The sequence below is a fragment of the Bradyrhizobium sp. USDA 10063 genome (assembly GCF_054063735.1).
Map to the genome: position 1 here is coordinate 593010 of NZ_JBSSGP010000002.1, position 24823 is coordinate 617832.

The 24823-nt window shown below is 63.4% G+C and carries 23 protein-coding genes; 18 read left to right on the forward strand and 5 right to left on the reverse strand.

Annotated features, from left to right (window positions below):
• The first annotated feature begins 14 nt into the window (after positions 1-14).
• Positions 15-341, forward strand: coding sequence for a cupredoxin domain-containing protein (locus tag ACVJGD_RS04655; protein WP_456633260.1), 327 nt, complete (start codon positions 15-17; stop codon positions 339-341).
• Between the two features lie 65 nt (positions 342-406).
• On the opposite strand, the gene ACVJGD_RS04660 is transcribed toward ACVJGD_RS04655, so the two are convergent.
• Positions 407-1009, reverse strand: a complete 603-nt coding sequence (locus ACVJGD_RS04660; protein WP_456633261.1) for a hypothetical protein — start codon at positions 1007-1009, stop codon at positions 407-409.
• A gap of 336 nt (positions 1010-1345) precedes the next feature.
• Between ACVJGD_RS04660 and ACVJGD_RS04665 the strand changes: the two genes are divergently transcribed.
• The 7 genes from ACVJGD_RS04665 to ACVJGD_RS04695 all read left to right on the forward strand — a co-directional run bounded on the left by ACVJGD_RS04665 (position 1346) and on the right by ACVJGD_RS04695 (position 7992).
• Positions 1346-2101, forward strand: a complete 756-nt coding sequence (locus ACVJGD_RS04665) for an ABC transporter ATP-binding protein (protein ID WP_456633262.1) — start codon at positions 1346-1348, stop codon at positions 2099-2101.
• A gap of 7 nt (positions 2102-2108) precedes the next feature.
• Positions 2109-2840, forward strand: coding sequence for an ABC transporter ATP-binding protein (locus tag ACVJGD_RS04670; protein WP_456640165.1), 732 nt, complete (start codon positions 2109-2111; stop codon positions 2838-2840).
• A 40-nt stretch (positions 2841-2880) separates the two neighbouring features.
• Complete coding sequence (locus tag ACVJGD_RS04675) at positions 2881-4101, forward strand: ABC transporter substrate-binding protein (RefSeq protein ID WP_456633263.1); 1221 nt, start codon at positions 2881-2883, stop codon at positions 4099-4101.
• A gap of 68 nt (positions 4102-4169) precedes the next feature.
• Positions 4170-5033 (forward strand): branched-chain amino acid ABC transporter permease, encoded by an 864-nt coding sequence (locus tag ACVJGD_RS04680; RefSeq protein WP_456633264.1) that lies wholly within the window; start codon positions 4170-4172, stop codon positions 5031-5033.
• A 1-nt stretch (position 5034) separates the two neighbouring features.
• The gene (locus ACVJGD_RS04685) at positions 5035-6003 is read left to right on the forward strand and encodes a branched-chain amino acid ABC transporter permease (RefSeq protein WP_456633265.1); all 969 of its coding nucleotides are present in this window, start codon (positions 5035-5037) and stop codon (positions 6001-6003) included.
• 244 nt (positions 6004-6247) lie between these two features.
• Positions 6248-6892: a DUF47 domain-containing protein gene (locus ACVJGD_RS04690; RefSeq protein WP_456640166.1), complete on the forward strand. Its 645-nt coding sequence runs from the start codon at positions 6248-6250 to the stop codon at positions 6890-6892.
• A 95-nt stretch (positions 6893-6987) separates the two neighbouring features.
• Complete coding sequence (locus ACVJGD_RS04695) at positions 6988-7992, forward strand: anion permease (protein ID WP_456633266.1); 1005 nt, start codon at positions 6988-6990, stop codon at positions 7990-7992.
• Between the two features lie 6 nt (positions 7993-7998).
• On the opposite strand, the gene sugE is transcribed toward ACVJGD_RS04695, so the two are convergent.
• Entirely contained in the window at positions 7999-8313 is a 315-nt protein-coding gene (gene sugE / locus ACVJGD_RS04700) for a quaternary ammonium compound efflux SMR transporter SugE (protein ID WP_456633267.1), read from the reverse strand.
• Positions 8314-8468: 155 nt separating this feature from the next.
• Here sugE and ACVJGD_RS04705 point away from each other — a divergent pair, with 155 nt between their 5' ends.
• The 6 genes from ACVJGD_RS04705 to ACVJGD_RS04730 all read left to right on the forward strand — a co-directional run bounded on the left by ACVJGD_RS04705 (position 8469) and on the right by ACVJGD_RS04730 (position 17558).
• A complete protein-coding gene (locus tag ACVJGD_RS04705) occupies positions 8469-10088 on the forward strand; it encodes a peptide chain release factor 3 (protein WP_456633268.1) in 1620 nt (539 codons plus the stop codon).
• Between the two features lie 226 nt (positions 10089-10314).
• Positions 10315-10917, forward strand: a complete 603-nt coding sequence (locus tag ACVJGD_RS04710; RefSeq protein ID WP_456633269.1) for a hypothetical protein — start codon at positions 10315-10317, stop codon at positions 10915-10917.
• A 278-nt stretch (positions 10918-11195) separates the two neighbouring features.
• The gene (locus ACVJGD_RS04715) at positions 11196-11780 is read left to right on the forward strand and encodes an NnrU family protein (RefSeq protein WP_456633270.1); all 585 of its coding nucleotides are present in this window, start codon (positions 11196-11198) and stop codon (positions 11778-11780) included.
• A gap of 1 nt (position 11781) precedes the next feature.
• Positions 11782-12603, forward strand: a complete 822-nt coding sequence (gene panB / locus ACVJGD_RS04720) for a 3-methyl-2-oxobutanoate hydroxymethyltransferase (RefSeq protein WP_456633271.1) — start codon at positions 11782-11784, stop codon at positions 12601-12603.
• Positions 12604-12780: 177 nt separating this feature from the next.
• Entirely contained in the window at positions 12781-14388 is a 1608-nt protein-coding gene (locus ACVJGD_RS04725) for a class I adenylate-forming enzyme family protein (protein WP_456633272.1), read from the forward strand.
• Positions 14389-16208: 1820 nt separating this feature from the next.
• Positions 16209-17558, forward strand: a complete 1350-nt coding sequence (locus ACVJGD_RS04730; RefSeq protein WP_456633273.1) for an FAD-dependent oxidoreductase — start codon at positions 16209-16211, stop codon at positions 17556-17558.
• 83 nt (positions 17559-17641) lie between these two features.
• On the opposite strand, the gene ACVJGD_RS04735 is transcribed toward ACVJGD_RS04730, so the two are convergent.
• Complete coding sequence (locus tag ACVJGD_RS04735) at positions 17642-18034, reverse strand: ester cyclase (RefSeq protein ID WP_456640167.1); 393 nt, start codon at positions 18032-18034, stop codon at positions 17642-17644.
• Positions 18035-18261: 227 nt separating this feature from the next.
• Here ACVJGD_RS04735 and ACVJGD_RS04740 point away from each other — a divergent pair, with 227 nt between their 5' ends.
• Genes ACVJGD_RS04740 through ACVJGD_RS04755 form a run of 4 tightly spaced genes read left to right on the forward strand, consistent with a single transcriptional unit; the run spans position 18262 to position 22222 of the window.
• Positions 18262-18915 (forward strand): tetratricopeptide repeat protein, encoded by a 654-nt coding sequence (locus ACVJGD_RS04740; protein WP_456633274.1) that lies wholly within the window; start codon positions 18262-18264, stop codon positions 18913-18915.
• A gap of 33 nt (positions 18916-18948) precedes the next feature.
• Positions 18949-19533, forward strand: a complete 585-nt coding sequence (locus ACVJGD_RS04745) for a hypothetical protein (protein ID WP_456633275.1) — start codon at positions 18949-18951, stop codon at positions 19531-19533.
• Positions 19534-19586: 53 nt separating this feature from the next.
• Positions 19587-20966, forward strand: a complete 1380-nt coding sequence (gene der, locus ACVJGD_RS04750) for a ribosome biogenesis GTPase Der (RefSeq protein WP_456633276.1) — start codon at positions 19587-19589, stop codon at positions 20964-20966.
• Complete coding sequence (locus ACVJGD_RS04755) at positions 20963-22222, forward strand: TCR/Tet family MFS transporter (protein ID WP_456633277.1); 1260 nt, start codon at positions 20963-20965, stop codon at positions 22220-22222. Before der ends, ACVJGD_RS04755 begins: the two co-directional genes overlap by 4 nt.
• A gap of 103 nt (positions 22223-22325) precedes the next feature.
• Here the strand turns inward: ACVJGD_RS04755 and ACVJGD_RS04760 are convergent, their stop codons facing one another.
• Complete coding sequence (locus ACVJGD_RS04760; RefSeq protein WP_456633278.1) at positions 22326-23564, reverse strand: ABC transporter substrate-binding protein; 1239 nt, start codon at positions 23562-23564, stop codon at positions 22326-22328.
• Positions 23565-23681: 117 nt separating this feature from the next.
• Positions 23682-24806 carry a hypothetical protein gene (locus tag ACVJGD_RS04765; protein WP_456633279.1) on the reverse strand — a complete coding sequence of 375 codons (1125 nt, stop codon included), beginning with the start codon at positions 24804-24806 and terminating at the stop codon, positions 23682-23684.
• Positions 24807-24823: the final 17 nt, after the last annotated feature.

Consider the following 24823-nt stretch of genomic DNA (forward strand, 5'->3'; position numbering starts at 1 on the left):
TAGAGGGACTCTCCATGCAGCCCAGGCGCCTTCGTCTGATTGCCGGCGTGCTTTCCCTTGGGGCAATGGCTGTCCCGGCACATGCGGCGACGATCACGATCGTGATGGAGAATCTGGTGATCTCGCCGGCCGAGGCTACGGCCAAGGTCGGCGACACCATCGCATGGGTGAACAAGGACGTGATCGCGCACACCGCAACCGCGCAGAACGGCGATTTCGACGTGATGATGCCGCCGAATAAGACGGTGACTTACGTCCTGAAGAAGGCCGGCACCGTCGACTATTACTGCCGCTTCCATCCCAACATGAAGGCGATGCTCAAGATTGATGGTGAGCCGTGATATCGTCGGAGGAGCGGTGGCTTTAGCCCACCGAGGGGGCGGCGCTCCTGAATTCCATGGACGGGCTATTCGAATTCGAGCACGTCGGGGGCTGCGATGCGGCTGGGGATGCGATGGAAGAGATCGCGATCGATGACCGCGCGCAGCTTTGGCGCCGGCAGCTTGTCGGCGCCGCGCATCAGGTTCTTGATTTCGAAATGGCCGTCCTCGCAGATCGTTTTCAACGAGGCGATGATGCAGGTGACCTGGCCATCCTCGCCGAACGGCAGAAGCAGCCGCTCATAGGCCACCAGCCGTCCATCGACGTCGTCGATATCGGCGATCGTGTAGACCGGCAGGCTGCGCGCGATGCACGCGTAGTAGACCGGCATCACGATCGGCGCGAGGTGCGGGCCCAGATAGTCGTCGAGAGCGCGGCCCTTTCCGGTGTGGCCGTAGGCGTGCGCCATCCGAGTGCCCTCGCTCCGGATCGTCAATCGCGGCGGCTGACGTTCGGCCTCGACCGTATAGTGGACGAGGTCGAGCCTCTCATCATCCAGTCGCTCCGGCTCGTACTCATCGACGCGCGGCGTCGATTGGCCACGGGCATACAGCCTGAGCCAGGCGTTCAGCAGATCGCGCTGCCGGATCGATTTCACGATCGATGAATTGGCGCTCTCAAATTCCAAGGTCGAAAATCCGTCCCAGGACCAATGGCCAGAGCATCGGCCTGACGCGGAAATATTCTATGAAGGCTTGGCTGCACGGCAAAATACCGTTAATGGCGGCTTTCCGACGCGACAAATCGGGTGCGCCTGCAATTCGACTATCGGAGAACACGGAACCGATGAGGGGTGCGTCCTCGGAGCCCAGCTTTCCGCCTTGCCTAACCCATGCAGCATCGGCATATTCCGCCGCCGGGGGCGGCGGTCCGGGACGGGTTTCCGGGGTCGCGGAAAACCAGCCGGATCAGGAAAAAACTTGGCCACGCGTGCAGTCGCGGTGAGGCCGACGGGGGAAATTGTTTGGCCGACGAGTTCATTCTCGAGACCCACGGATTGACCAAGGAATTCGCGGGATTCTTCGCCGTTCGCGACGTTGCGTTGAAAGTGCGTCGCGGCAGCATCCATGCGTTGATCGGGCCCAACGGGGCCGGCAAGACGACGTGCTTCAACCTCCTGACAAAATTCCTAAAGCCGTCGGCGGGCCGGATTACATATAAGGGACAGGACATCACCGCGGTGCCGCCGGCCGATGTCGCGCGTCTCGGATTGGTGCGCTCGTTTCAGATCTCGGCGGTTTTTCCGCATCTGACCGCGCTGGAGAATGTTCGCGTCGCTTTGCAGCGCCAGCACGGCAATTCCTTCGATTTCTGGCGCTCCAAAAGCGTGCTCGACCGTTATAACGCCCGCGCGCTCGAGTTGCTCGACGATGTCGGCTTGAGCGAGTTCGCCAACACTCCCGCCGTCGAGATGCCCTATGGCCGCAAGCGCGCCCTTGAGATTGCAACGACGATCGCGCTCGACCCGGAGATGATGCTGCTGGACGAGCCGATGGCCGGGATGGGCCATGAGGACATCGACAAGATCGCCGCGTTGATCAAGCGTATCTCCGCGAAATACACCATCCTGATGGTCGAACATAACCTCTCGGTGGTGGCAAACCTCTCCGACATCATCACCGTGTTGACGCGAGGGCAGGTGCTCGCGGAAGGCCACTATGCCGACCTCTCCAAGGACGAGCGCGTGAAGGAAGCCTATCTGGGAGCCGGTCATGCCTGAGCTGAAAATGGCCGAAGCCGCGGCCGCAAAGCCTGCGGATGCGAAGGTGTTGGCCGTGCAGGACCTCCAGGCCTGGTATGGTGAATCCCACATCCTTCATGGCATCAATTTTCATGTGGGTGCCGGCGAGGTGGTCACGCTGCTCGGACGCAACGGCGCCGGCAAGACCACCACGCTGAAATCGGTGATGGGAATCATCGGCAAGCGCTCCGGTTCGATCCGTTTCGAGAATCAGGAGATCATCCGCGCGTCCTCGGACAGGATCGCGCGGATGGGCATCGCTTTCTGCCCGGAGGAGCGCGGCATTTTCGCAAGCCTGGACGTGCGCGAAAACCTGCTGCTGCCGCCGACGGTACGGCCGGGAGGCCTGTCGCTCGACCAGATCTTCGATCTGTTTCCGAACCTGAAGGAGCGCCTCACCAGCCAGGGCACCAAGCTGTCGGGCGGCGAGCAGCAGATGCTCGCGATCGCGCGCATCCTGCGCACCGGCGCGCGTTTCCTGATGCTGGATGAACCGACCGAGGGGCTCGCGCCGGTCATCATCCAGCAGATCGGCCACACCATCGCGCGGCTCAAATCGGAGGGCTTTACCATTCTGCTGGTCGAGCAGAATTTCCGTTTCGCTTCGACGGTCGCTGACCGCTACTACATTGTCGAGCACGGCAAGGTGATCGACGGTTTTGCCAATTCGGAGCTCTCCGCCAATATGGACAAGCTCCATACTTATCTCGGCGTCTGACATTGCCGACATCAAGAAAAGCAAAAAGGACGACAAGCATATGAAGAACAGGATTTCGGCGCTGCTGCTCGGCACCGCCCTGACGTTTGCCACGGCCGGCCTTGCGCTTGCCCAGGACAAGACCGCCAAGATCGGCGCGCTCTCCGACCAGTCCGGGCTTTATTCCGATCTCGGCGGGCCCGGCTCGACGCTCGCGGCGCAGATGGCGGTCGAGGATTCCGGACTGCTCGCCAAGGGCTGGAAGATCGACGTCATCTCCGGCGACCACCAGAACAAGCCCGACATCGGCTCGACCATCGCGCGGCAGTGGTTCGACGTCGACAAGGTCGACGTCATCGTCGACGTGCCGAATTCCGGCGTGGCGCTCGCCGTCAACAACATCGTCAAGGAGAAGAACGGCGTCTACATCAACTCGGGCGCGGCGACCTCGGATCTGACCAACGCCCAGTGCACGCCGAACACGGTGCATTGGACCTACGACACCTACATGCTGGCGCATTCCACCGGGCAGGCGCTGGTGAAGTCCGGCGGCGATACCTGGTTCTTCCTCACCGCCGACTACGCCTTCGGCGCCGCGCTGGAGCGCGACACCACGGCCGTCATCACCGCCAATGGCGGCAAGGTGCTCGGCAGCGTCAAGCATCCGCTCAATACCTCGGATTTCTCGTCCTTCCTGCTGCAGGCGCAATCGTCCAAGGCGAAGATCATCGGCCTTGCGAATGCGGGCGGCGACACCACCAATTCGATCAAGCAGGCCGCTGAATTCGGCATCGTCTCCGGCGGCCAGAAGCTCGCGGCGCTGCTGTTGTTCCTCACCGACGTCAAGGCGATGGGGCTCGATGTCGCGCAGGGCCTGAACTTCACCGAGACCTTCTACTGGGACATGAACGACCAGACGCGGGCGTTCTCCAAGCGGTTCTCGGAGCGGTCGAAGGGCCACGCCATGCCGTCCATGGTGCAGGCCGGCGTCTATGCGGGTCTCCGTCACTATTTCAAGGCGCTCGAAGCGCTCGGCGGCAATCCGCATGACGGCGCCAAGATCGTGGAGAAGATGAAGTCGATCCCGACCGAGGATGATCTGTTCGGCAAGGGCGAGATCCAGCCGAACGGTCGCGCCATCCATCCGGCGTACCTGTTCGAGGTGAAGAAGCCCTCGGAATCCAAGGGGCCGTGGGATTTCTACAAGCTGGTCGCCACCGTTCCGGCCGACCAGGCGTTCACGCCGCTTTCCGAAAGCAAGTGCGCGCTGCTCAAGAAGTAACTATCATCGCCCGCCGGCGGTGAAGCCGGCGGGCTCCATTCGGGGGGAAGGGGGCGAAGGCCAAAGCGATGCAGGCTCTCTACGCACAGCTACTGGTGGGACTGATCAACGGCTCGTTTTACGCGCTGCTCAGCCTGGGGCTTGCCGTGATCTTCGGCATGCTCAACATCATCAATTTCGCCCATGGCGCGCTCTACATGATGGGCGCCTTCTGCGCCTATTTCCTGCTCAACATCGCCGGCATCGGCTATTGGTGGGCACTGATCATCGCGCCCATTGTGGTCGGCATTTTCGGCATGTTCCTGGAACGGACCATGCTGCAATGGTTGTCCGGGCTCGACCACGTCTACGGCCTGCTTTTGACCTTCGGCATCGCGCTGATCATCCAGGGCGTCTTCCAGAACTATTTCGGCTCCTCCGGCCTGCCATACCAGATACCTGACGCGCTCCGCGGCGGCATGAATCTCGGCTTCATGTTCTTGCCCATCTATCGCGGCTGGGTGGTCGTGTTCTCGCTGGTGATATGCATAGCCACCTGGTTCCTGATCGAGAAGACGCAGCTTGGCGCCTACCTGCGCGCCGCGACGGAAAATCCGACGCTGGTGCGCGCCTTCGGCATCAACGTGCCCAGGATGATCACGCTGACCTACGGCCTCGGCGTCGGGCTTGCGGCGCTCGCGGGTGTGCTGTCGGCACCGATCAACCAGGTGCGGCCGCTGATGGGCGCCGACCTCATCATCGTCGTGTTCGCGGTGGTGGTGATCGGCGGCATGGGATCGATCATGGGATCGATCATCACCGGTTTTGCGCTCGGCGTGATCGAGGGTCTGACCAAGTATTTCTACCCCGAGGCTTCCAACACCGTCGTGTTCGTCCTGATGGTGCTGGTCCTGCTTGTGAAGCCGACGGGACTGACCGGACGGGCGGCCTGATATGTCAGCACTCACCGACGACACCCTGCCGATCACGCCGCGCGCGATGCGCGACGAGATGGTCGCCTTTGGCCTGATGGCGGTGCTGCTGGCCATCGTGCCGCTCACCGGCATCTATCCGTTCTTCGTGATGCAGGCGCTGTGCTTTGCGCTGCTCGCCTGCGCTTTCAACCTGCTGGTTGGCTATGGCGGCCTGCTGTCGTTCGGCCACGCGATGTTCTTAGGGACAGCCGGCTACGTCTCGGCGCATGCGCTGAAGGTGTGGGCGCTGCCGCCGGAGCTCGGCATCATCATCGGCACGGCCGCGGCCTGCGGGCTTGCCGTCATCACCGGTTACGTCTCGATCCGCCGGCAGGGCATCTACTTCTCGATGATCACGCTGGCGCTGTCCCAGCTCCTCTACTTCATCTACCTGCAGGCGCCGTTCACCCACGGCGAGGACGGCATCCAGGGCATTCCGCAGGGCCACCTGTTCGGCATCTTCGACCTGTCCAAGCCGACGGTGCTCTACTATGTCGTGCTCGCCGGCTTCCTTGGCGGCTTCCTGCTGATCTACCGCACCATCAACTCGCCGTTCGGCGAGGTGCTGAAATCGATCCGCGAGAACGAGCCGCGCGCGATCTCGCTCGGCTACAAGACCGATCACTACAAGCTGCTGGCCTTCATCCTGTCAGGCACGCTCGCGGGCTTCGCCGGCTCGCTCAAGGTGTTCGTGGCCCAGAACGCCTCGCTGACCGACGTGCACTGGTCGATGTCGGGCGAGATCGTGCTGATGACGCTGGTCGGCGGCCTCGGCACCATTTTCGGTCCCGTGGTCGGCGCCTTCATCATCATTGCCATGCAGCAGTATCTGGCCGGTTACGGCCAGTGGGTGACCGTGATCCAGGGCGTCATCTTCGTCGCCTGCGTGCTGACCTTCCGCCGTGGCATCATCGGCGAGATCGCGCGTTTGCTCAGGCGGTCGCTGTAGGGGCAGGTCCTCGTAGCCCGGGCCCGGGTGGAGCGGACCGCGTAACCCGGGAGGTCTGCATCCGCGTTTGCCGGTGGCCCCGGGTTACGCGGGCGCTCCACCCGCGCTACGGCATTGTTACCGACAAAGCGGTGGATGACCTGGTTCCGCTGGCGGAGCGCTGGCCACTCCTGCACAGAATGTTCTATGACAGTTTTGTGACAGGTCGCGGGGCGGTTGCTCCGGAACGATGGATTTTGCCCCTATGCTGCGCTGGTTTCGAGCCTTTTTGCCCAAGGAGGAGCGGTTTTTCGACCTGTTCGGCCGGCATGCCAAGACCGCCGTCCAGTGCGCGATGGCGTTGCAGGATGTGCTGAAGGGTGGGGACGAGACGCCGGTGCACTGCCAGCGCGTCAACCAGTTCGAGAACGACGCCGACAATATCACCCGCGAGGTCCTGACTGCGGTCCGCCGCACCTTCATCACCCCGTTCGACCGCGGCGACATCACGAACCTCATCACTTCCATGGACGACGCCGTCGACCAGATGCAGCAGACCGCCAAGGCTGTGGTGCTGTTCGAGGTACGCGCGTTCGAGCCGCCGATGCGCGAGATGGGCACCCTGATCGTGGAATGCGCCAATCTGGTCGGGCGCGCGCTGCCGCTCTTGCAGTCGATCGGCAACAACGTTTCGATGCTGACGCAGATCACGGAGGAACTGACCAAGCTCGAGGGCCGGGTCGACGATCTCCACGATATCGGGCTGAAGGAGCTTTACCTCAAGCACCGCGACGCCAACACGATGGATTTCATCGTCGGCGCCGAGATCTACGATCACCTCGAAAAGGTCGCCGACCGCTTCGACGACGTCGCCAACGAGATCAACTCGATCGTGATCGAGCAAGTCTGAGCATGATCCGGAAAAGTGGAAACCGGTTTTCCCCGCGACAAACGCGCAGCGTTTGCGCGCAGATCATGCTCGAGCAAATGAAGCAGGGCGGTTAAGTGGACGCCACGCTTGGTCTTCCGGTCCTGGTGATCCTGATCGCGGTCGCCCTGCTGTTCGATTTCCTGAACGGCCTGCACGACGCCGCGAATTCGATCGCGACCATCGTCTCGACCCGCGTGCTGCGGCCGCATTACGCGGTGTTCTGGGCGGCGTTCTTCAACTTCATCGCTTTCATGGTGTTCGGCCTGCACGTCGCCAACACCATCGGCACCGGGATCATCGAGCCCGAGGTCGTCGATGCCACCGTGATCTTCGCTGCGCTGGTCGGTGCCATCGTCTGGAACGTGATCACCTGGGCGCTCGGCATCCCGTCGTCGAGCTCGCATGCGCTGATCGGCGGCCTGGTCGGCGGCGGCATGGCGAAGGCGGGAATTTCAGCGGCGGTGTGGAGCGGCCTTTCCAAGACGCTGCTGGCGATCGTGCTGTCGCCCCTGGTCGGCTTCCTGCTGGCGCTGGTGCTGGTCGCGATCGTGTCCTGGCTGTCGGTGCGCTCGACGCCGTTCGCGGTCGACCGCGCCTTCCGCATCCTGCAATTCGCCTCCGCCTCGCTCTATTCGCTCGGCCATGGCGGCAATGACGCGCAGAAGACCATGGGCATCATCGGCGTGCTGCTCTATTCGCAAGGCCATCTCGGCGAGGAGTTTCACATTCCGTTCTGGGTTGTGCTGGCCTGCCAGGCGGCGATGGCGCTGGGCACCCTGATGGGTGGCTGGCGCATCGTGCGCACCATGGGCCTGCGCATCACCAAGCTGACGCCGATGCAGGGCTTTTGCGCGGAGACCGGCGGAGCGGCGACCCTGTTCATGGCGACCTTCCTCGGTGTTCCCGTTTCCACCACCCACACCATCACCGGCGCCATCGTCGGCGTCGGTGCGGCGCGCCGGGTCTCGGCGGTGCGCTGGAACGTCGCAAGCTCGATCGTCTATGCCTGGATCATCACCATCCCGGCCGCCGCCGCCGTTGCGGCAGCAACCTATTGGGCGGTGCTGGTGCTGCGCTGAGAGACCTTAGGTCACCAGCTTGAGCCCGATAATGCCCGCGACGATCAGCCCGATGCTCGAGAGCCGGAGCGCGGTGGCCGGCTCGCCGAACAGGGCGATGCCGAGCATTGCCGTTCCCACCGCCCCGATGCCGGTCCACACCGCATAGGCGGTTCCGATCGGCAGCGTCTTCAGCGCGAGCCCGAGCAGGACGATGCTGCCGAGCATGCTCAGAAGCGTCAGCACCGATGGAACGAGCCTCGTGAAACCTTCGGTATATTTGAGCCCGATCGCCCAACCGACCTCCATCAGACCGGCGATGAGCAGGATAGTCCAGGCCATGACGACCCTCCTGATAAGGCAGGGTCGTCCCCGCGGCTGATGTCGTGAACAGGAAGGTCGTCCTTCCCGGCCGTCGATATGGGGCTGGCCTTCGCGTTCCGCAATCACCATATAGGCTTGATTGACACTGGTTTCCCTGCCAAACGCTCCCCGCCATGTCCGACGTTGCCCTGACAGCCGAATCGCCGTCCCGTTCCCCGCTTGCCGATGAAGTGGCGCGGCGGCGCACCTTTGCGATCATCTCCCACCCGGACGCCGGCAAGACCACGCTGACGGAAAAGCTGCTGCTGTTCGGCGGCGCCATCAATCTCGCCGGCCAGGTCAAGGCCAAGGGCGAACGGCGGAACACGCGTTCCGACTGGATGAAGATCGAGCGCGAGCGCGGCATCTCGGTGGTCACCTCGGTGATGACCTTCGAGTTCCAGGATCACGTGTTCAACCTTCTGGACACGCCGGGCCACGAGGACTTTTCGGAAGACACCTATCGTACGCTGACCGCGGTCGACTCCGCGGTCATGGTGATTGACGCCGCCAAGGGCATCGAAGCGCGCACGCGAAAACTGTTCGAGGTATGCCGCCTGCGCGACATCCCGATCATCACCTTCATCAACAAGATGGACCGCGAGAGCCGCGACACTTTCGATCTGCTGGACGAGATCGAAAAAACGCTGGCGCTCGACACCACGCCGATGACCTGGCCGGTCGGTCGCGGCCGCGATTTCATGGGCACCTATGATGTCAGGAACGGCGGCGTGCGCCTGCTCGAAGGCGGCGGCGCCAAGACCGGGCAGGCCGAGCAGATCGATATCGCCGATCTCGCAAGCCGCAATCCCAATCTCGACGTCGCCGAGATCAAGGACGAACTCGCGCTGGTGTCGGAGGCCTGCAAACCGTTCGAGCTCGATGCGTTCCGCGAGGGTCACCTGACGCCGGTCTATTTCGGCAGCGCGCTGCGCAATTTCGGCGTCGGAGATCTCCTGGAAGGGCTCGGGCAATTCGCGCCGGCGCCGCGCGCGCAGGATTCCGATCTGCGCAAGGTCGAGGCTTCAGAGCCGCGCATGAGCGCCTTCGTGTTCAAGATCCAGGCCAACATGGATCCGAACCACCGCGACCGCATCGCCTTCGCGCGGCTGTGCTCGGGCAAGCTCAGCCGCGGCATGAAGGCCAAGCTGGTGCGCACCGGCAAGAACATGAGCCTGTCGAGCCCGCAATTCTTCTTCGCGCAGGACCGTTCGGTGGCGGACGAAGCCTTCGCGGGCGACGTCGTCGGCATTCCCAATCACGGCACGCTGCGGATCGGCGATACGCTCACCGAAGGCGAGGAGTTGACCTTCGTCGGCGTGCCGAGCTTCGCGCCGGAAATCGTCCGCCGCGTGCGGCTGACGGACGCGATGAAGGCGAAGAAGCTGAAGGAAGCCTTGCAGCAGATGTCGGAGGAGGGCGTCGTGCAGGTGTTCCGCCCGCGCGACGGCGCTCCGGCCCTGGTCGGTGTGGTCGGCCCGCTGCAGCTCGACGTGTTGAAGGCGCGGCTGGACGCGGAATATTCGCTGCCGGTGGAATTCGAGGTGTCGGAATTCCAGCTCGCGCGCTGGATCTCCTCCGACGACCGCAAGAAGCTCGATGCGTTCATCGCTTCGAACAGTTCCGGCATCGCCGACGATGTCGACGGCGATCCCGTGTTCATGGCCAGGAACGAGTTCTACCTCGGCTACACCCAGGAGCGCGCGGAAGGCATCACCTTCTCCAACGTCAAGGACGTCAAGCGGAAGGGGTAGCATCGTGTGCTGAGGCCGTCGTCCCCCGCGAAGGCGGGGGACCCAGTACGCCGCAGCCTCTCGGTGAAACACGACCGTCTCTGGAATACTGGATCGCCCGATCAAGTCGGGCGACGACAGCGGTATATGTGGAACCACGAACGCAAGGAAGTGAACGCACGCCAGCTTGATGGCGCTCGTTGCGGCCCTCATTTTCGAGGAGGCGGCATCCAAAAGGGCTTGCATCATGCTGCGACGCGTCGTGATCTGCCTCGTATTCATCGTGCTCGGAATTTCCGCAGGCCGCGCCGCGGAGCGGCAGCAGACCAATCCGGTGCCGTTCGCGCATACGCCCTGCAGCGTGCTGGACGAGGGTCCCTGCACGCCATCCTATTGCAGCGTATTCAACCATGGGCCGTGCATCCCCGAGATGGACTATCCCTATGGCGAGAACCTGCAGGTCACGGTCCTGACGGTGCCGCCACAGGACCAGGCGGCGAAATACAAGAAGCCCGATCACGATCTCGATACCATCGGCGATCTCTTCGCCGCGCTTCGCTCCTGCTGGACCCCGCCGCCGGCCGACGACGCGCGCGAGGGCATGCAGATGTCGGTCCGTTTCAGCTTCAAACGATCAGGCGAAATGATCGCGACGCCCCGCATGACCTTTGCCACTGCTGGCGTCCCGGCGGATACCCGCACTACCTACCTGAACGCGATCGATACATCGTTGAAGGCCTGCCTGCCGCTCAAATTCAGCAGCGGCCTCGGCGGGGCGCTCGCCGGCCGCCCGATCGCAATCCGCTATGTCGACAATCGCGAATTGGGCAAGCAGGCGGAGAAGCCGTAGCTCCCGCGCGGTGGCATTCCGGGGCGCGGACAAATCCGAACTGCATCCGTGGAGGACACTACGCTCTCTCTCCCGCTTGCGGGGGAGGGCTGGGGTGGGGGGTGTCTCCGCGGAACGACTCTTCGTGTGGAGAAAGCCCCCACCCGGCGCTACGCGCCGACCTCCCCCGCAAGCGGGAGAGGTGAAGTGAACTCGCGGGCGTGCCGCCTGACGCATTGCGCAACCGGCCCCCAAAATGATAGGCGAAGCCCAAAGGCAGGCGCCGAGGGAGGGACATCGTGGGACTGCTGGTGATGATCCTGGGGTTGGTCCTGTTCTTTGGTGTCCACACGCTTACGACCCAGCGCGACCTGCGCGCGCGGATCATCGATGCCGTGGGCGAGGGCGGCTACAAGATCGCCTATTCCCTGGTCTCCGCGGTCGGGCTCGCGCTGATCATCTGGGGATTTGCCCGTTACCGCGCGACGGGCTGGATCGACGTCTGGTATCCGCCGACATTCCTGAAGCACATCACCATCGCGCTGATGCTGCCGGCCGTGATCCTGGTGGTGGCGTCCTACATCCGCGGCCGCATCTACACGACGCTGAAACATCCGATGCTTGCCGGCATCAAATTATGGGCGGCGGCGCATCTGCTCGCCAATGGCGATCTCGGCTCGATCATCCTGTTCGGCTCGTTCCTCGCCTGGGCGGTGTTTGACCGCATCTCGCTGAAACATCGCGCCGATGCCGGCGGCCCGCCGATCCCAATCGGCGGTCCCGGCAACGATGCAATCGCGGTCGCGGTCGGCGTCATCGCTTACGTGGCGCTCGCATTCGCATTCCATCCCGTCGTGATCGGCGTCCCCGTCGTTGGAGCTTAAAATGTCCGTACAATCAGCCATCAAGCGCAAGACCGCACCCGATATCCGCGCCCGCAAGAACGGCGAGCCGATCGTGATGCTGACGTCGTATCACGCGCATACCGCGGCGCTGGTCGACCGCTACTGCGACGTCATCCTGGTCGGCGATTCCCTCGGCAACGTCATGCATGGGCTGGAGACCACGGTGCCGGTCACGCTGGACATGATGATTCTGCAGGGACGGGCGGTGATGCGCGGCTCTGAGCGCGCGCTTGTTGTGGTGGACATGCCCTTCGGCTCCTATGAGGCGTCAAAGGAGCAAGCGTTTCATTCCGCGGTGCGGATTTTGAAGGAGACCGAGTGCGGCGCGGTCAAGCTCGAAGGCGGCGCCCGCATGGCCGAGACGGTGGCGTTCCTGAGCGAGCGCGGCATTCCCGTGATGGGCCATATCGGGCTGACGCCACAATCGATCAACACGCTCGGCTCGTTCCGCGCGCAGGGGCGTGACGAGAAAGGCTGGGCGCCGATCGAGAACGACGCCAAAGCGATCGCCGAAGCCGGCGCCTTCTCGGTCGTGATCGAGGCGGTGGCCGAGCCGCTGGCGCGCAAGATCACGCAAGCGATCGCCATTCCCACCATCGGCATCGGCGCAAGCGCCGCCTGCGATGGCCAGGTGCTGGTGCTCGAGGACATGCTCGGGCTGTCGCCGCGCACGCCGAAATTCGTCCGCCGCTACGGCAATCTCGGCCCCTCGATCGAAGCCGCCATCGAGGGCTACGCCGCCGACGTCCGCGCCCGCAATTTCCCCGGACCCGAGCATGTCTACGACATGAAGAAGAGCTAGGGCATGACGAAATCAGGTCGAATTGCATCCACAATCGACGCTGCGCTCCCTCTCCCGCTTGCGGGGGAGGGCTGGGGTGGGGGTATCTCCGCGATGGGACTGTTCGTGGGGAGAGAGCCCTCACCCGCTGCGCTCTTCGAGCGCATCGACCTCCCCCGCAAGCGGGGGAGGTGAAGTATGGACTGGTCAGGGCATCCGATTCCGGACATGCGCCTCGAAGCGCGCTTCGGCGACCGCGTCGTGCCGGTGTTTTGCGAGCGGCCGAAGAGCATCTGGGCGATGATATCGGAGGCTGCCGCCAACAACCCTGACGGCGAGGCGCTGATCTGCGGCGACAGGCGGATGAGCTGGCGCGAGGTCGTGCGGCAATCCGCGCAGGTCGCGGCCGGACTAGAGAAGCTCGGCTTGCGCGCCGGCGACCGTGTCGCGGTGCTGCTCGGCAACCGCATCGAGTTCGTGCTGACGATGTTCGCAGCCGCGCATGCAGGGCTCGTCACCGTGCTGCTCTCGACGCGGCAGCAGAAGCCTGAGATCGCCTATGTCCTCGGCGACTGCGGCGCCAAGCTCCTGATCCACGAGGCGACGCTGGCCGAACGCGTGCCTGACGCGGCCGACGTGCCCGAACTGAAGCATCGGATTTCGGTCAGCGACGACGGCGCATCGCGATTCGCCGCGCTGCTCGACAACGCGCCATCAGAGGCGCCCGCGTTGGTCGGCGAAGAGGATACGGCGATGATCCTCTACACGTCAGGCACTACCGGGAAGCCGAAAGGCGCGATGCTCGCGAATTGCAACGTCATCCATTCCTCGATGGTGTTCGTGTCCACCTTGAAACTCACGGCGGCGGATCGTTCGATCGCGGCGGTGCCGCTGGCGCATGTCACCGGCGCGGTCGCCAATATCACGACCATGGCGTGCTGCGGCGGCGCGCTGATCATCATGCCCGAATTCAAGGCGGCGGAATATCTGAAGGTCGCTTCCCGCGAGCGCGTCACCTACACGGTGATGGTGCCGGCAATGTACAATCTCTGCCTGCTGCAGCCGGATTTCGACAGCTACGATCTCTCGAGCTGGCGCATCGGCGGTTTCGGCGGCGCCCCGATGCCGGTCGCGACGATCGAGCGATTGGATGCGAAGATACCCGGACTGAAGCTCGCGAATTGCTACGGCGCCACCGAGACCACGTCGCCCTCGACGCTGATGCCCGGCGAACTGACCGCCGCGCATATCGACAGCGTCGGCCTGCCGTGCCCCGGTGCCGAGATCATCGTGATGGATGGCAATCACCGCGAACTGCCGCGCGGCGAGATCGGCGAGATCTGGATCCGCAGCGGCTCGGTCATCAAGGGCTACTGGAATAATCCGAAGGCGACCGCGGAGAGCTTCACCGCCGGTTTCTGGCATTCCGGCGATCTCGGTTCGATCGACGAGCGCGATTTCGTCCGCGTGTTCGACCGCCAGAAGGACATGATCAACCGCGGCGGCCTGAAGATCTATTCCGCCGAGGTCGAGTCGGTGCTCGCTGGCCATCCTGCCGTCGTCGAAAGCGCGATCATCGCAAAGCCCTGTCCGGTGCTGGGCGAACGCGTGCATGCGGTGATCGTGACCCGCGACGAGGTCGGCGCCGAAACATTGCGCGCCTGGTGCGCCGAGCGACTGTCCGACTACAAGGTGCCGGAGACGATGGCGATCACGCGCGACCCGCTGCCGCGCAATGCCAACGGCAAGGTGATCAAGCGGCAGTTGCGCGAGGCATTTGCGGCGAGCCTGACGGCGCCGGCGTGAGGCGGGCGAGGGAGGCGGCCTACGATGGTGCGCTCGCGGAATTCAGATGCCGGCCGAAGGTGTCATTGCGGTTGCGCTACTGCCTCGAACAGGCTTTTATGGGCTATACGCCTTGCCTGCCGTCCGAAGTCCGATTAGCTGGGCGGTGGGGTCGAGGCAAGTGCGCCCGGCGCGACCGTTATTTAATTACTCTACAGGACCGACGGCATTTCCCGTCACTTTCGAGGTCCAATCGAATTTCTTGAGCGAGTGCGATGTCAAACGCCATGCAGCATATCGTCGACGTCTACGTGCGGCTGAACAACCGTGAGGGACTCTAGGGCGTCCTGTTCGCTTGAACGCTGACAATGGACCAGAGATTGCGGCAGCGGCCGCTTAACGACTGACAGCCAGGATTCAATTCGACACCATGGAAGAGTGCGATCTTCTCATTGCGCTGCTCCGCATAAGCCATGACTTGGCAACTCGTCACGGGCAGGTCGTCCGCCTCAGGGCCGAACTAGACCGACTGTCTCGGCTGACCACACTGCCGGCAATCGAGATGTCAGAAGCGATTTCCCGCCCTCGGAGAGCGGACGAACGCGACTTCGCGACCGCAACCGATCTCCTCGCAACATTTCGCCCGCGCGTGGACGGGGTACGGAAGCGGCGCATCAAGTGATATCGGCCAGAGCATGATCCGGAGCAGTGTGAAGCAGTTTTCCCTCGCGACAAACGCAAAGCGTTTGCGCTGAAGCGCGATGATGATTCATCTTCGTCTCATCGGGCTTTAGCTCCGGCGCAAATCGGGGGTTTACGCCCGGGCGTCGCCCCGGCCATCGGGCTGAGGGGCGAGCGCTCAGCCACTAATCAATCAAGGGTTGTGTTGCTTTGCAATATCGCGGCTGCATGGCGGATTTAATATTTACATTATTATGCTGATTTAATATTGCCATTATTATCACCTAATGTTAATGATTTAATAAAATCGCGGGCGAGGAGATTGATACTCATGCTTTGGATGTCTTGGACGAAATTCACACGCCTTTGGTCTCTCAAAAGCGTTCTTGGCGGACTAGCTGTGTTAGGGATCGCGACCACCGGTTACGTCGTCCACGGAGGTGGCGGCCCTACCAATTCGACCGGCGGTGGCGGCCAAGGCGCTCCTGGTGGCATCCATGGCGCTCCGGGACCTGTCGCTGGCGCTGGACTTCCTCTTGCTCTTATTGCAGTCGGGTATGGCGTCTATCGTCTCGTAAGGCGCCGTCACAAATCGCACTGACAACTCCATCGCCCGCTGGAACACGGCTGACCTAAGGGCAAAGGGCCGGGCACATGGCGTGACCATCCCACGCCGTGTGAGAGAAGCGGACGCTCTGCCTTTCGCGACAGGCGTGGCCCTTCAGTCTGCGGAATTCCAAGTGGAGCGCCCGTTCACGCCTTGAAGGCCTCGGAATTCACGTTAAATATGCCGCGGGGGGTATCCTGAAATGGAGCCCACTTAATGACGCCACGTTTTGTTTTCTTCGCCTTTTTCACAGCATTCATTTTGGCAGCGACTTTTGCGGCGATCACAACGGCCAGGCAGATCCATAGCTATCAGGCCACTATAGCGGGACGGGCAATCTGAGCCCGGATGGGGGACTCGACTGGTACGACGACGCATTCGGTCGCGGGGAGCGCACCGTGGCCCGGTCGAGCTGAGGAACGCCCTCATGCAGCTCGTCGCCCACCTTGTTTACGCCGTTTGTTACTGACGTAACCATTCCGCCAACTCTCCAAATCGCGCTGTAACCTGCAACTGGTGCTCTCCGCATAACGAATCCAGTGGAGCGCACAACATGAACAATCTCGTCGGACGACGTGCGGTCGTGATCGGCAGTGGCATCGCAGGCTTGTCAGCAGCGGCTGTATTGGCGGACCATTTCGAACAGGTCGACATACTCGAGCGCGACAAGATCGCAGCCTCTGTCCAATCGCGGCCGGGCACGCCGCAGGATCGGCATCCGCATGGGCTCCTCGTCGGCGGTCTCAAGGCGCTCGATGAAATTCTTCCGGGCTTCGAACAGAACCTCGCCGCAGCAGGGGCGGTCCCTGTCAACATAGCGGAGGAATTCCGCGTTGAGCGCGCAGATGTCGGCGCATTGCCGTGCCGCGATTTTGGCCTGTCAATTCTCTGTGCGAGCCGGCCACTTATCGAGTCAGTACTACAGAACCGGGTGCTGGCGATGGCCAACGTTTCGCTACGGTCGGAATGCCGAGTAGGTAAGGTTCTTGAGAGCAACGGCGTTGTCCGCGGCGTGCAATTCGACACAGGTCCGACAAGATCGCAGATCCTGGAGAGCGATCTTGTGGTCGATGCATCCGGTCGCGGCGCTCTGACATTGTCGCTGCTGGACGCACTTGGCTGGGCTCGGCCGGAGGTCAGTGAGGTCAGCCTCGAGATCGGCTATTCAACCATGATTGTGCGCTTTGCCCCGCATGATCTGCCGCAATGGAAGATCGTGTTGACGGAGACCAATCCGCCTTACTCTGCGCTGAAAGGCGTGTTCGTGCCCTTGGAAGGCGACCGCTGGTACATCACGATCGCGGACCGCGCGGCTGTACCGCGGCTGCAGACCTGGAGCGATTTCATCAATGCCGTCTCCGAACTGAAGATGCAGACCTTATCCGAGGTCCTTAGTCATGCTCAGCCGATTGAGCCGGTCAGGCACTTCGGTTTCTCGGCGAACCGGTGGCACCATTTCGAACAGCTTGATCAGTTGCCGCGCGGCGTCCTGCCGATTGGGGATGCGCTTTGTCGCTTCAATCCGACCTATGGACAGGGCATGTCATCGGCCGCCATGCAGGCGCGGTTGCTGCGGGCCGCTTTGAAAAGTGCGGCGCTGGAGGGCGACCCGATTGCGGCGGTGCAGGCGGCCTTCATGAGCAGTGTGCAGTCCGTTGTTCAACAACCGTGGAATATGTCCACCGGTGTCGATCTCGCTTTTCCCGAGGCGCGAGGCGAGCGGCCAGAGAATTTCGAGGAGAACCGTCGGTTCCAGGCAAAGCTGCTCCGCGCGGCCGTCGCGGATCCGATCGTTCATCGGGCTTTGATCGAAGTCGGTCAGCTTTTGCAGCCTCAAGCGATTCTCCGAGAGCCGCACATTCAGGAAAGGATCGAGGCTGGGTCAGCCGAAGTGATGGCATGACGCAGCACTTGAGTTGGCTGAGGGGCGCGCGTCATGAAGATGGCGCCGATACAACAAGCGGCGGTTGCGATGTTCTCGTCAGGCTAGCGTCGAAGCTGGGCCTCGATGGCCGGCTTGTCGATCACCGACCAGACCTGCACGATCTTGTCTTCACGGAATTCATAAATCACGTTTTCGGCGAACGAGACCCGTTTCCCGTCGATCTTGAGACCGAGAAACTCTCCCTTCGGCGTGCAGTCAAAGAACAGACGGCTCGACACGTAAGGCGGATCGGAGATCAAAAGCTGGATATTGAAGGCGAGGTCCGGGATCTGGCGAAAGTCATTTTCCAGCATCTCGCGATAACCCGACAGTCCGATCCGCCGACCGTTGTGGCGTACGTCGTCGTCAACGAACCGTCCCAGGTGCGTCCAGTCCTGTCCGTTCAAGCAGGTGATGTAGTCTCGATAGATCTCGGAGAGACGCTGCGGTGTCACGACAGACTTTCCTTCTGCCGCAGGTATCTGGGAAGCAATCGGTTCCTGCGCTATCCCCGACACGGGGCGTGAGAAGAGCAGGCAGCCTTCCACCGTTAACGCTTTGATCCGCCTCGCTTTGCCTTGCCACCGCCATATCATTAAGGTAACGCCGCCGCGATGTGGGGATCGGGCGCGTCTGGCGCCTTGGCATTTTGCTTCGCCCTCCGGGGATGGGATAGCCTTAAGTGTCTGAATTATTTAGTGAAGTCGACGAGGAACTGCGTCGCGAGCAGCTCAAGAAGCTGTGGGACAAGTATTCGCTTCTGATCATTGCGGTCGCGATCCTGATCGTCGCCGGCGTGGGCGGCTGGCGCGGCTACGAATACCTCCAGGGCCAGAAGGCGGCCGAGGCGGGGGCTGCCTTCGACCGGGCCGTCGAGCTTTCCGAGCAGAACAAGCACGCCGAGGCGGAGGCCGCTTTCGCCGACCTGGCCGCGAAGGCGCCGGCCGGCTACCGCGTGCTGGCGCGGCTGCGTCTGGCGGCCGAGGTCGCGACCCGCGACCCGCAGGCGGCCGCGAAGATGTATGACGAGATCACCGCCGACCGCAGCGTCGGTACTGCGGAGCAGGATCTGGCGCGAATCCGCGCCGCGCAGTTGCTGCTGGAAGGCACGACCTACCAGAACATGCTGCAGCGGCTTGAGCCCGCCACGGCGGCGAACTCGACCTTCCGTCACACGGCGCGCGAATTGCTGGCATTGTCGGCCTACCGCGCCAATGACGCGGCCGCCGCGCGGCAGTGGCTCGACCTGATCGCAAACGACGCCGAGACGCCGCCGAGCCTGCGCTCGCGCGCCGAGGCGTTGCAGGCCCTGCTGCCGCCGGTCGCCAAGAGCTGATTGAGAGCTAACGAGTTGAGTGAGGGATCGCCCATGCGCCGCTCGCAACGTCTGATCGCAGCCGCCGTCGCCATTGCGCTTTGCAGCGTGCTGGCCGGCTGCGGAGGCGGCGGCCTGTCCAATTTCGATCCGTCGGACCTGCTCGATTTCCTTGACACCAAGAAGAAGCTGCCAGGCGAGCGCAAGCCCGTGTTCCCCGATGGCGTGCCCGGCCTGGAGCAGGGCGTGCCGAAGGAACTATACAAGGGGTCGCAGCAGCAGATCGATGAGCAGAATGCGCAGGCGGCCGCCGCTGCTGCTCCGCCGCCGGAGCCTCCGCCGGAGCAGGCGAAGTCGAAGCGATCGGCCAAGGGCAGGGCGGCTGCAGCCAGCACGGCGCCTGCCGCCGAGCCGGCCGCTGCCGATCCCAACGCCGCGCCGTCCGAGGAGGGCGCGCCCGCAACTCTGCCGCCGGAGCCGAAGGCAAAGAAGATGGCGCGCAAGCGCACCACCGCGCCGCCGCCTGATCAGACGGCCCAGCCGGCTGCGCAACCGGCACCTGCACAGCCCACACAGCCCACACAGCAATCCGCCGCGCCATTCCCGGCCCCGCTGCCGAGCGGCAGCTTTACGCGCTAGTTCCTGCTAGACTTCACCGACACGCATTTCCGCGAACAGCGCTTTGATGATCCATGTCCCTCACGATCGCCATCATCGGCCGGCCCAATGTCGGAAAATCGACGCTGTTCAACCGCCTGGTCGGGCAGAAGCTCGCACTGGTCGATGACGAGCCCGGCGTAACCCGCGACCGCCGCGAAGGGCAGGCGCGGCTCGGCGATCTCGAATTCACGATCATCGATACCGCCGGCCTCGACGAGGGCGCCAAGGGCTCGCTGACCGCGCGCATGCAGGAGCAGACGGAGACGGCGATCGGCCTTGCGGACGCGCTGATGTTCGTGATCGACGCGCGGGTGGGGCTGACGCCGACCGACGGCGCCTTCGCCGATTTCGCCCGCCGCGCCGACAAGCCGGTGGTGCTGGTCGCCAACAAGGCCGAGGGCAAGCATGGCGAGCTCGGCGCGATGGAATCCTACGCGCTGGGCCTGGGCGATCCGGTCCAGATTTCCGCCGAGCACGGCGAGGGCATGGGCGAACTTTATGACGCGCTAAGCGCGCTGATGCCGGCGCCTGCCGAAGATGAAAGCGTCGACGACGACGCGCCTGAAACCGAGGAGGACATCGGCAGGCGCCCGATCCGCGTCGCCATTGTCGGCCGCCCCAATGCCGGCAAGTCGACGCTGATCAATCATCTCGTCGGCGAGGAGCGGCTCCTGACCAGCCCGGAAGCCGGCACCACGCGCGATTCCATCGCGGTTGAGATCAACTGGCAGGGCCGCGACTTCCGCCTGTTCGACACCGCGGGCTTGCGGCGGCGCTCGCGGATCGAGGAGAAGCTGGAGAAGCTGTCGGTCGCCGACGCGCTGCGCGCGGTGCGCTTTGCCGAAGTCGTCGTGCTGATGATGGACGCACAGAACAAGTTCGAGGAGCAGGACCTGCGCATCGCCGATCTGGTCGAGCGCGAGGGCCGCGCGATCGTTCTTGCAGTCAACAAATGGGACCTGGTCGAGCGCAAGCCGAACCTGATCTCGGCGTTGCGTGCGGACGCCGATCATTGGCTGCCGCAGGTGAAGGGCGCGCCTGTTGTCGCAGTCTCCGGGCTGACGGGGGAGGGCGTCGATCGCCTGATGAAGGCGATCGAGGAGGCCTACGCCACCTGGAACAAGCGCGTCTCTACCGCCGCGCTCAATCGCTGGTTCGAGCAGGCGATCGCGGCCAATCCGCCGCCCGCCGTCTCCGGCCGCAGATTGAAGCTGAACTACATCACCCAGAACAAGGCGCGGCCGCCGAGCTTCGTGCTGTTCTGCTCGCGCGCCGACGCCGTGCCGCAATCCTATCTGCGCTATCTCACCAACTCGCTGCGCGAGACTTTCGATCTGCCGGGCACGCCGGTGCGCATCACGCTGCGCGAAAAGGCCAATCCCTTCGCCCACAAGCGCAAGCGGTTGTCATGAGCGAAGAGGCGGCCGCCATCGTCGACACGCCACCGAGGCGAAGCGGCGCCGCGATTTTCATCTTCGGCACCGTCCTGCTCGACATGCTGGCGCTCGGTGTCGTCATTCCGATCCTGCCGAAATTGATCGAGGGCTTCGTCGACAACGACACCGCGAGCGCGGCGCGGATCTTCGGCCTGTTCGGCACCGCCTGGGCGCTGATGCAGTTGTTCTTCTCGCCGATCCTCGGCGGTTTGTCCGACAGGTTCGGGCGGCGTCCGGTGGTGCTATTGTCGAACTTTGGTCTCGCCGCGGACTATGTGCTGATGGCGCTGGCGCCGTCGCTGGTCTGGCTGTTCGTCGGCCGCCTGATTTCGGGCATCACCTCGGCGAGCGTCTCGACCGCCTTTGCCTATATCACCGACGTCACCGCGCCGGAGCAGCGCGCCACCATGTTCGGCAAGATCGGCGTCGCCTTCGGTGCCGGTTTCATCCTGGGGCCGGCACTTGGTGGATTGCTCGGCGGCATCGATCCGCGATTGCCGTTCTGGGTCGCGGCGGGCCTGAGTTTTGCCAATGGACTCTATGGGCTCTTGATCCTGCCGGAGTCGCTGCCGCGAGAGCGTCGTTCGCCGTTTCGCTGGCAGAACGCCAATCCGATCGGCGCGCTGCACCTGCTCGGCTCAAACCGCGTGCTCGGTGGCCTGTCGCTGGCGAATTTCTTCGCGCAGCTCGCGCATGTCGTGCTGCCATCGACCTACGTGCTCTATGCGACCTATCGCTACGGCTGGGACACCGCGACCGTCGGCGCGACGCTGGCGCTGGTCGGCCTCTGCCAGATGATCGTGCAGGGCGCGGCGATCGGACCGATCGTTAGCCGCTTCGGCGAGCAGCGTGCGCTGTTGTTCGGGCTTGCCTGCGGCGCCGTCGGCTTCCTGATTTTCGCGAGCGCGCCGACCGGGACATTGTCCTGGTTCGGCATCCCCGTGATGGCGCTGTGGGGAGTCGCGGGCGCAGCGATCCAGGCGTTGATGACGCAGCTCGTCGCGCCCGATCAGCAGGGCCAGCTCCAGGGCGCCACCAACAGCGTGCAGAGCGCGTCCCAGCTCGTGGGACCGTTCTTGTTCACGTTGACGTTCGCCCATTTCATCGGCGCGAGCGCGCCGTTCAAACTGCCGGGCGCACCGTTCTTCCTCGCAGCAGCGCTGTTGCTGCTGGCGCTGTTCGTCGCGGCGTGGACGCTGGCGAGAAAAGCGCAAGCTTCGTCGACTGCGTAGGGTGGGCAAAGGCGCACTTTGCGCCGTGCCCACCACTTCTTGCACGCACAAGAATGGTGGGCACGCTTCGCTTTGCCCACCCTACAGGCGGCGCATCACGCCATTACTTCTTCACCAGCGGGCATTCGCTGGCTTCCAGCGGCTTGGCCGCGTCTTCCGGCGCGATGGTGGCGATCAGCTTGTAATAGTCCCACGGATATTTGGACTCTTCCGGCTTCTTCACCTCGAACAGATAGGCCGGGATGATGCGGCGGCCGTCGGCGCGCAGCGGGCCCTTGCCGAACAGGGGATCGTCGGTCGGCAGTTCCTTCATCTTGGCGACGGTCTTGGCGCCGTCATGCGTGTTGCCGCCCATCGCTTCCAGCGCCTTGAGGTAATGCAGCACGGCGGCGTAATTGCCCGCGACGGTCATCGACGGCATCATGCCCTTCGGCGAGACCTTGGCAAAACGCTTCGACCATTCGCGGGTCTTGTCGTTCAAATCCCAGTAGAAGGATTCCGTGAACGTCAGGCCCTGCGCGGTCTTCAGGCCGAGCGAGTGCACGTCGGTGATGAAGAGCAGCAGTGCTGCGAGCTTCTGGCCACCGGAGACGATGCCGAATTCCGCCGCCTGCTTGATTGAGTTGGTGGTGTCGCCGCCGGCATTCGCGAGGCCCACCACCTTCGCCTTCGAGGACTGCGCCTGCAACAGGAAGGAGGAGAAGTCGGACGTGTTGAGCGGATGCTTGACGCCGCCCAGCGCCTTGCCGCCATTGGCGACGACCACCGCGGTGGTGTCGCGCTCCAGCGCATGGCCGAAGGCGTAGTCCGCGGTCAGGAAAAACCAGCTATCGCCGCCGGCCTTGGTCAGCGCCTTGCCGGTGCCGTTGGCGAGCATGTAGGTGTCGTAGGTGTAGGAGATCGTGTTCGGCGTGCAGGCCTTGCCGGTGAGATCGGCGGTGGCAGCACCCGAGTTGAGGTGCACCGCGTTCTTCTCCTTGACGAGGTTGGCGACCGCGAGCGCAACGCCCGAGTTCGGGGTATCGACGATGACGTCGACCTTCTCGTTGTCGATCCACTGCCGGGCGATGTTGACGCCGACATCAGGCTTGTTCTGGTGATCGCCGCTCAGCACCTCGATCTTCCAGCCCTTGGCGCGCAGGCCGGAATCCTCGACCGCGAGGTTGACCGCGGCGACCGAATTGGCGCCGCCGATGTCGGCGTAAAGGCTCGACATGTCGTTCAAGACGCCAATCTTGACGGTTTTGTCCTGAGCCTTGTCTTGGGCGAAGGCCGGGGTCGCAAGACCCAATCCGGCACAGGCGAATAGCGCGGCGTAGCGCCGCGCGCGCGTCGTTTTCATGTGTTCCCTCCTGTTAATGCCGGCATGGCCCTCTTTTTGGGGCCTTTCGCCAGCGGCGCGATCGATGGGACGATCTCAGGTTCCGCTTATCCTGTCTCGCGCGTTCCGGCAATGCGCTTATCGTAGCGCATCGGAGGTCAGTCTGAATTTCTGGATGCGCTTGGCGTTGTCGACCTCGGCGGTATAGACGTTGCCCTTGGCGTCGACGGCCATGGCGTGAACCCAGTGGAATTGCCCGGCATTGCGGCCGCTGCGGCCGAAACTGCCGACAACGGTGCCATCGTCGCGCCTGACGATCCGGATCTCGTTGTTCTCGCCATCGGCGCTCAAGAGATAGGTTTGTTTCGGATCGGGCCAGAGCGCGATGTCCCACACCGCGCCGTTGCCCAGCGTATTTTTTTCAAAGAACCACTCTTTGACGAAGGTCCCATCCTTCTTGAATACCTGAATACGGTTGTTGATGCGGTCGCAGACATAGACCAGCCCGTCATTGGCGAGCTTCACGCAATGCACGGGATTGCCGAATTGTTGGGCAACCGGCGCCTTGGGATCGTAGGCGGCCTGCTTGTCGTCACTCGGCGGATTGCCGTAGGCGCCCCAGTGCCGCTTGTAGGCGCCGGTGGTGGCGTCGAACACGATCACGCGGTGGTTGCCATAGCCGTCGGCGACGTAGATCTCGTTGGCCTCCTTGTCGATCGCGGTCTCCGCGGGCTTGCCGAGCTGGGTGGTGTCGCTTGAGCCCTTGCTCGGCGCGATCTTGCCGATCTGGGAGACGAACTTGCCGTCGAGCGTGAATTTCAGGATCGCGTTGTCATTGTCGGCATTGCCGCCGACCCAGACGAAGCCGCGCTCGTCGACCTCGATGCCGTGCTCGCGGCCGACCCATTCGTAGCCTTCGCCGGGCCCGCCCCAGGCGCGCAACAGATTGCCGTCGGCGTCGAACTCGAGCACCGGCGGCGCCGGCACGCAGCATTTGGAGCGCGGCGGATTGAGCGTTGCGCCTTTCTCGTCATCGGTCAGCGAGCGCGGGCGATGGATCACCCAGATATGGCCCTGCCAGTCGACGGTGATGCCGCCGACCTGCCCGAGGATCCAGTTGTTCGGCAGCGGCTTTGGCCAGGCCGCATCGACAGCGAAGGTCGGAATGTCGCCGGCATGTGATGGCGCCGACAGGCAGAAGCAGACGATACAGCTTAAGATGAATACGAAAAGGGTGCGCGCGCGATTGAGCCTCGCCGTCATGATTGCCTCCCTGATTT

What these genes read in the sequence shown, in the direction of transcription:
- ACVJGD_RS04655 (WP_456633260.1), top strand. Translation starts at nt 15, where the DNA reads ATGCAGCCCAGGCGCCTTCGTCTGATTGCCGGCGTGCTTTCCCTTGGG.
- ACVJGD_RS04670 (WP_456640165.1), top strand. Translation starts at nt 2,109, where the DNA reads ATGGCCGAAGCCGCGGCCGCAAAGCCTGCGGATGCGAAGGTGTTGGCC.
- ACVJGD_RS04675 (WP_456633263.1), top strand. Translation starts at nt 2,881, where the DNA reads ATGAAGAACAGGATTTCGGCGCTGCTGCTCGGCACCGCCCTGACGTTT.
- ACVJGD_RS04680 (WP_456633264.1), top strand. Translation starts at nt 4,170, where the DNA reads ATGCAGGCTCTCTACGCACAGCTACTGGTGGGACTGATCAACGGCTCG.
- ACVJGD_RS04685 (WP_456633265.1), top strand. Translation starts at nt 5,035, where the DNA reads ATGTCAGCACTCACCGACGACACCCTGCCGATCACGCCGCGCGCGATG.
- ACVJGD_RS04690 (WP_456640166.1), top strand. Translation starts at nt 6,248, where the DNA reads ATGCTGCGCTGGTTTCGAGCCTTTTTGCCCAAGGAGGAGCGGTTTTTC.
- sugE (WP_456633267.1), bottom strand. Translation starts at nt 8,313, where the DNA reads ATGGCCTGGACTATCCTGCTCATCGCCGGTCTGATGGAGGTCGGTTGG.
- ACVJGD_RS04705 (WP_456633268.1), top strand. Translation starts at nt 8,469, where the DNA reads ATGTCCGACGTTGCCCTGACAGCCGAATCGCCGTCCCGTTCCCCGCTT.
- ACVJGD_RS04710 (WP_456633269.1), top strand. Translation starts at nt 10,315, where the DNA reads ATGCTGCGACGCGTCGTGATCTGCCTCGTATTCATCGTGCTCGGAATT.
- panB (WP_456633271.1), top strand. Translation starts at nt 11,782, where the DNA reads ATGTCCGTACAATCAGCCATCAAGCGCAAGACCGCACCCGATATCCGC.
- ACVJGD_RS04725 (WP_456633272.1), top strand. Translation starts at nt 12,781, where the DNA reads ATGGACTGGTCAGGGCATCCGATTCCGGACATGCGCCTCGAAGCGCGC.
- ACVJGD_RS04730 (WP_456633273.1), top strand. Translation starts at nt 16,209, where the DNA reads ATGAACAATCTCGTCGGACGACGTGCGGTCGTGATCGGCAGTGGCATC.
- ACVJGD_RS04745 (WP_456633275.1), top strand. Translation starts at nt 18,949, where the DNA reads ATGCGCCGCTCGCAACGTCTGATCGCAGCCGCCGTCGCCATTGCGCTT.
- der (WP_456633276.1), top strand. Translation starts at nt 19,587, where the DNA reads ATGTCCCTCACGATCGCCATCATCGGCCGGCCCAATGTCGGAAAATCG.
- ACVJGD_RS04755 (WP_456633277.1), top strand. Translation starts at nt 20,963, where the DNA reads ATGAGCGAAGAGGCGGCCGCCATCGTCGACACGCCACCGAGGCGAAGC.
- ACVJGD_RS04760 (WP_456633278.1), bottom strand. Translation starts at nt 23,564, where the DNA reads ATGAAAACGACGCGCGCGCGGCGCTACGCCGCGCTATTCGCCTGTGCC.
- ACVJGD_RS04765 (WP_456633279.1), bottom strand. Translation starts at nt 24,806, where the DNA reads ATGACGGCGAGGCTCAATCGCGCGCGCACCCTTTTCGTATTCATCTTA.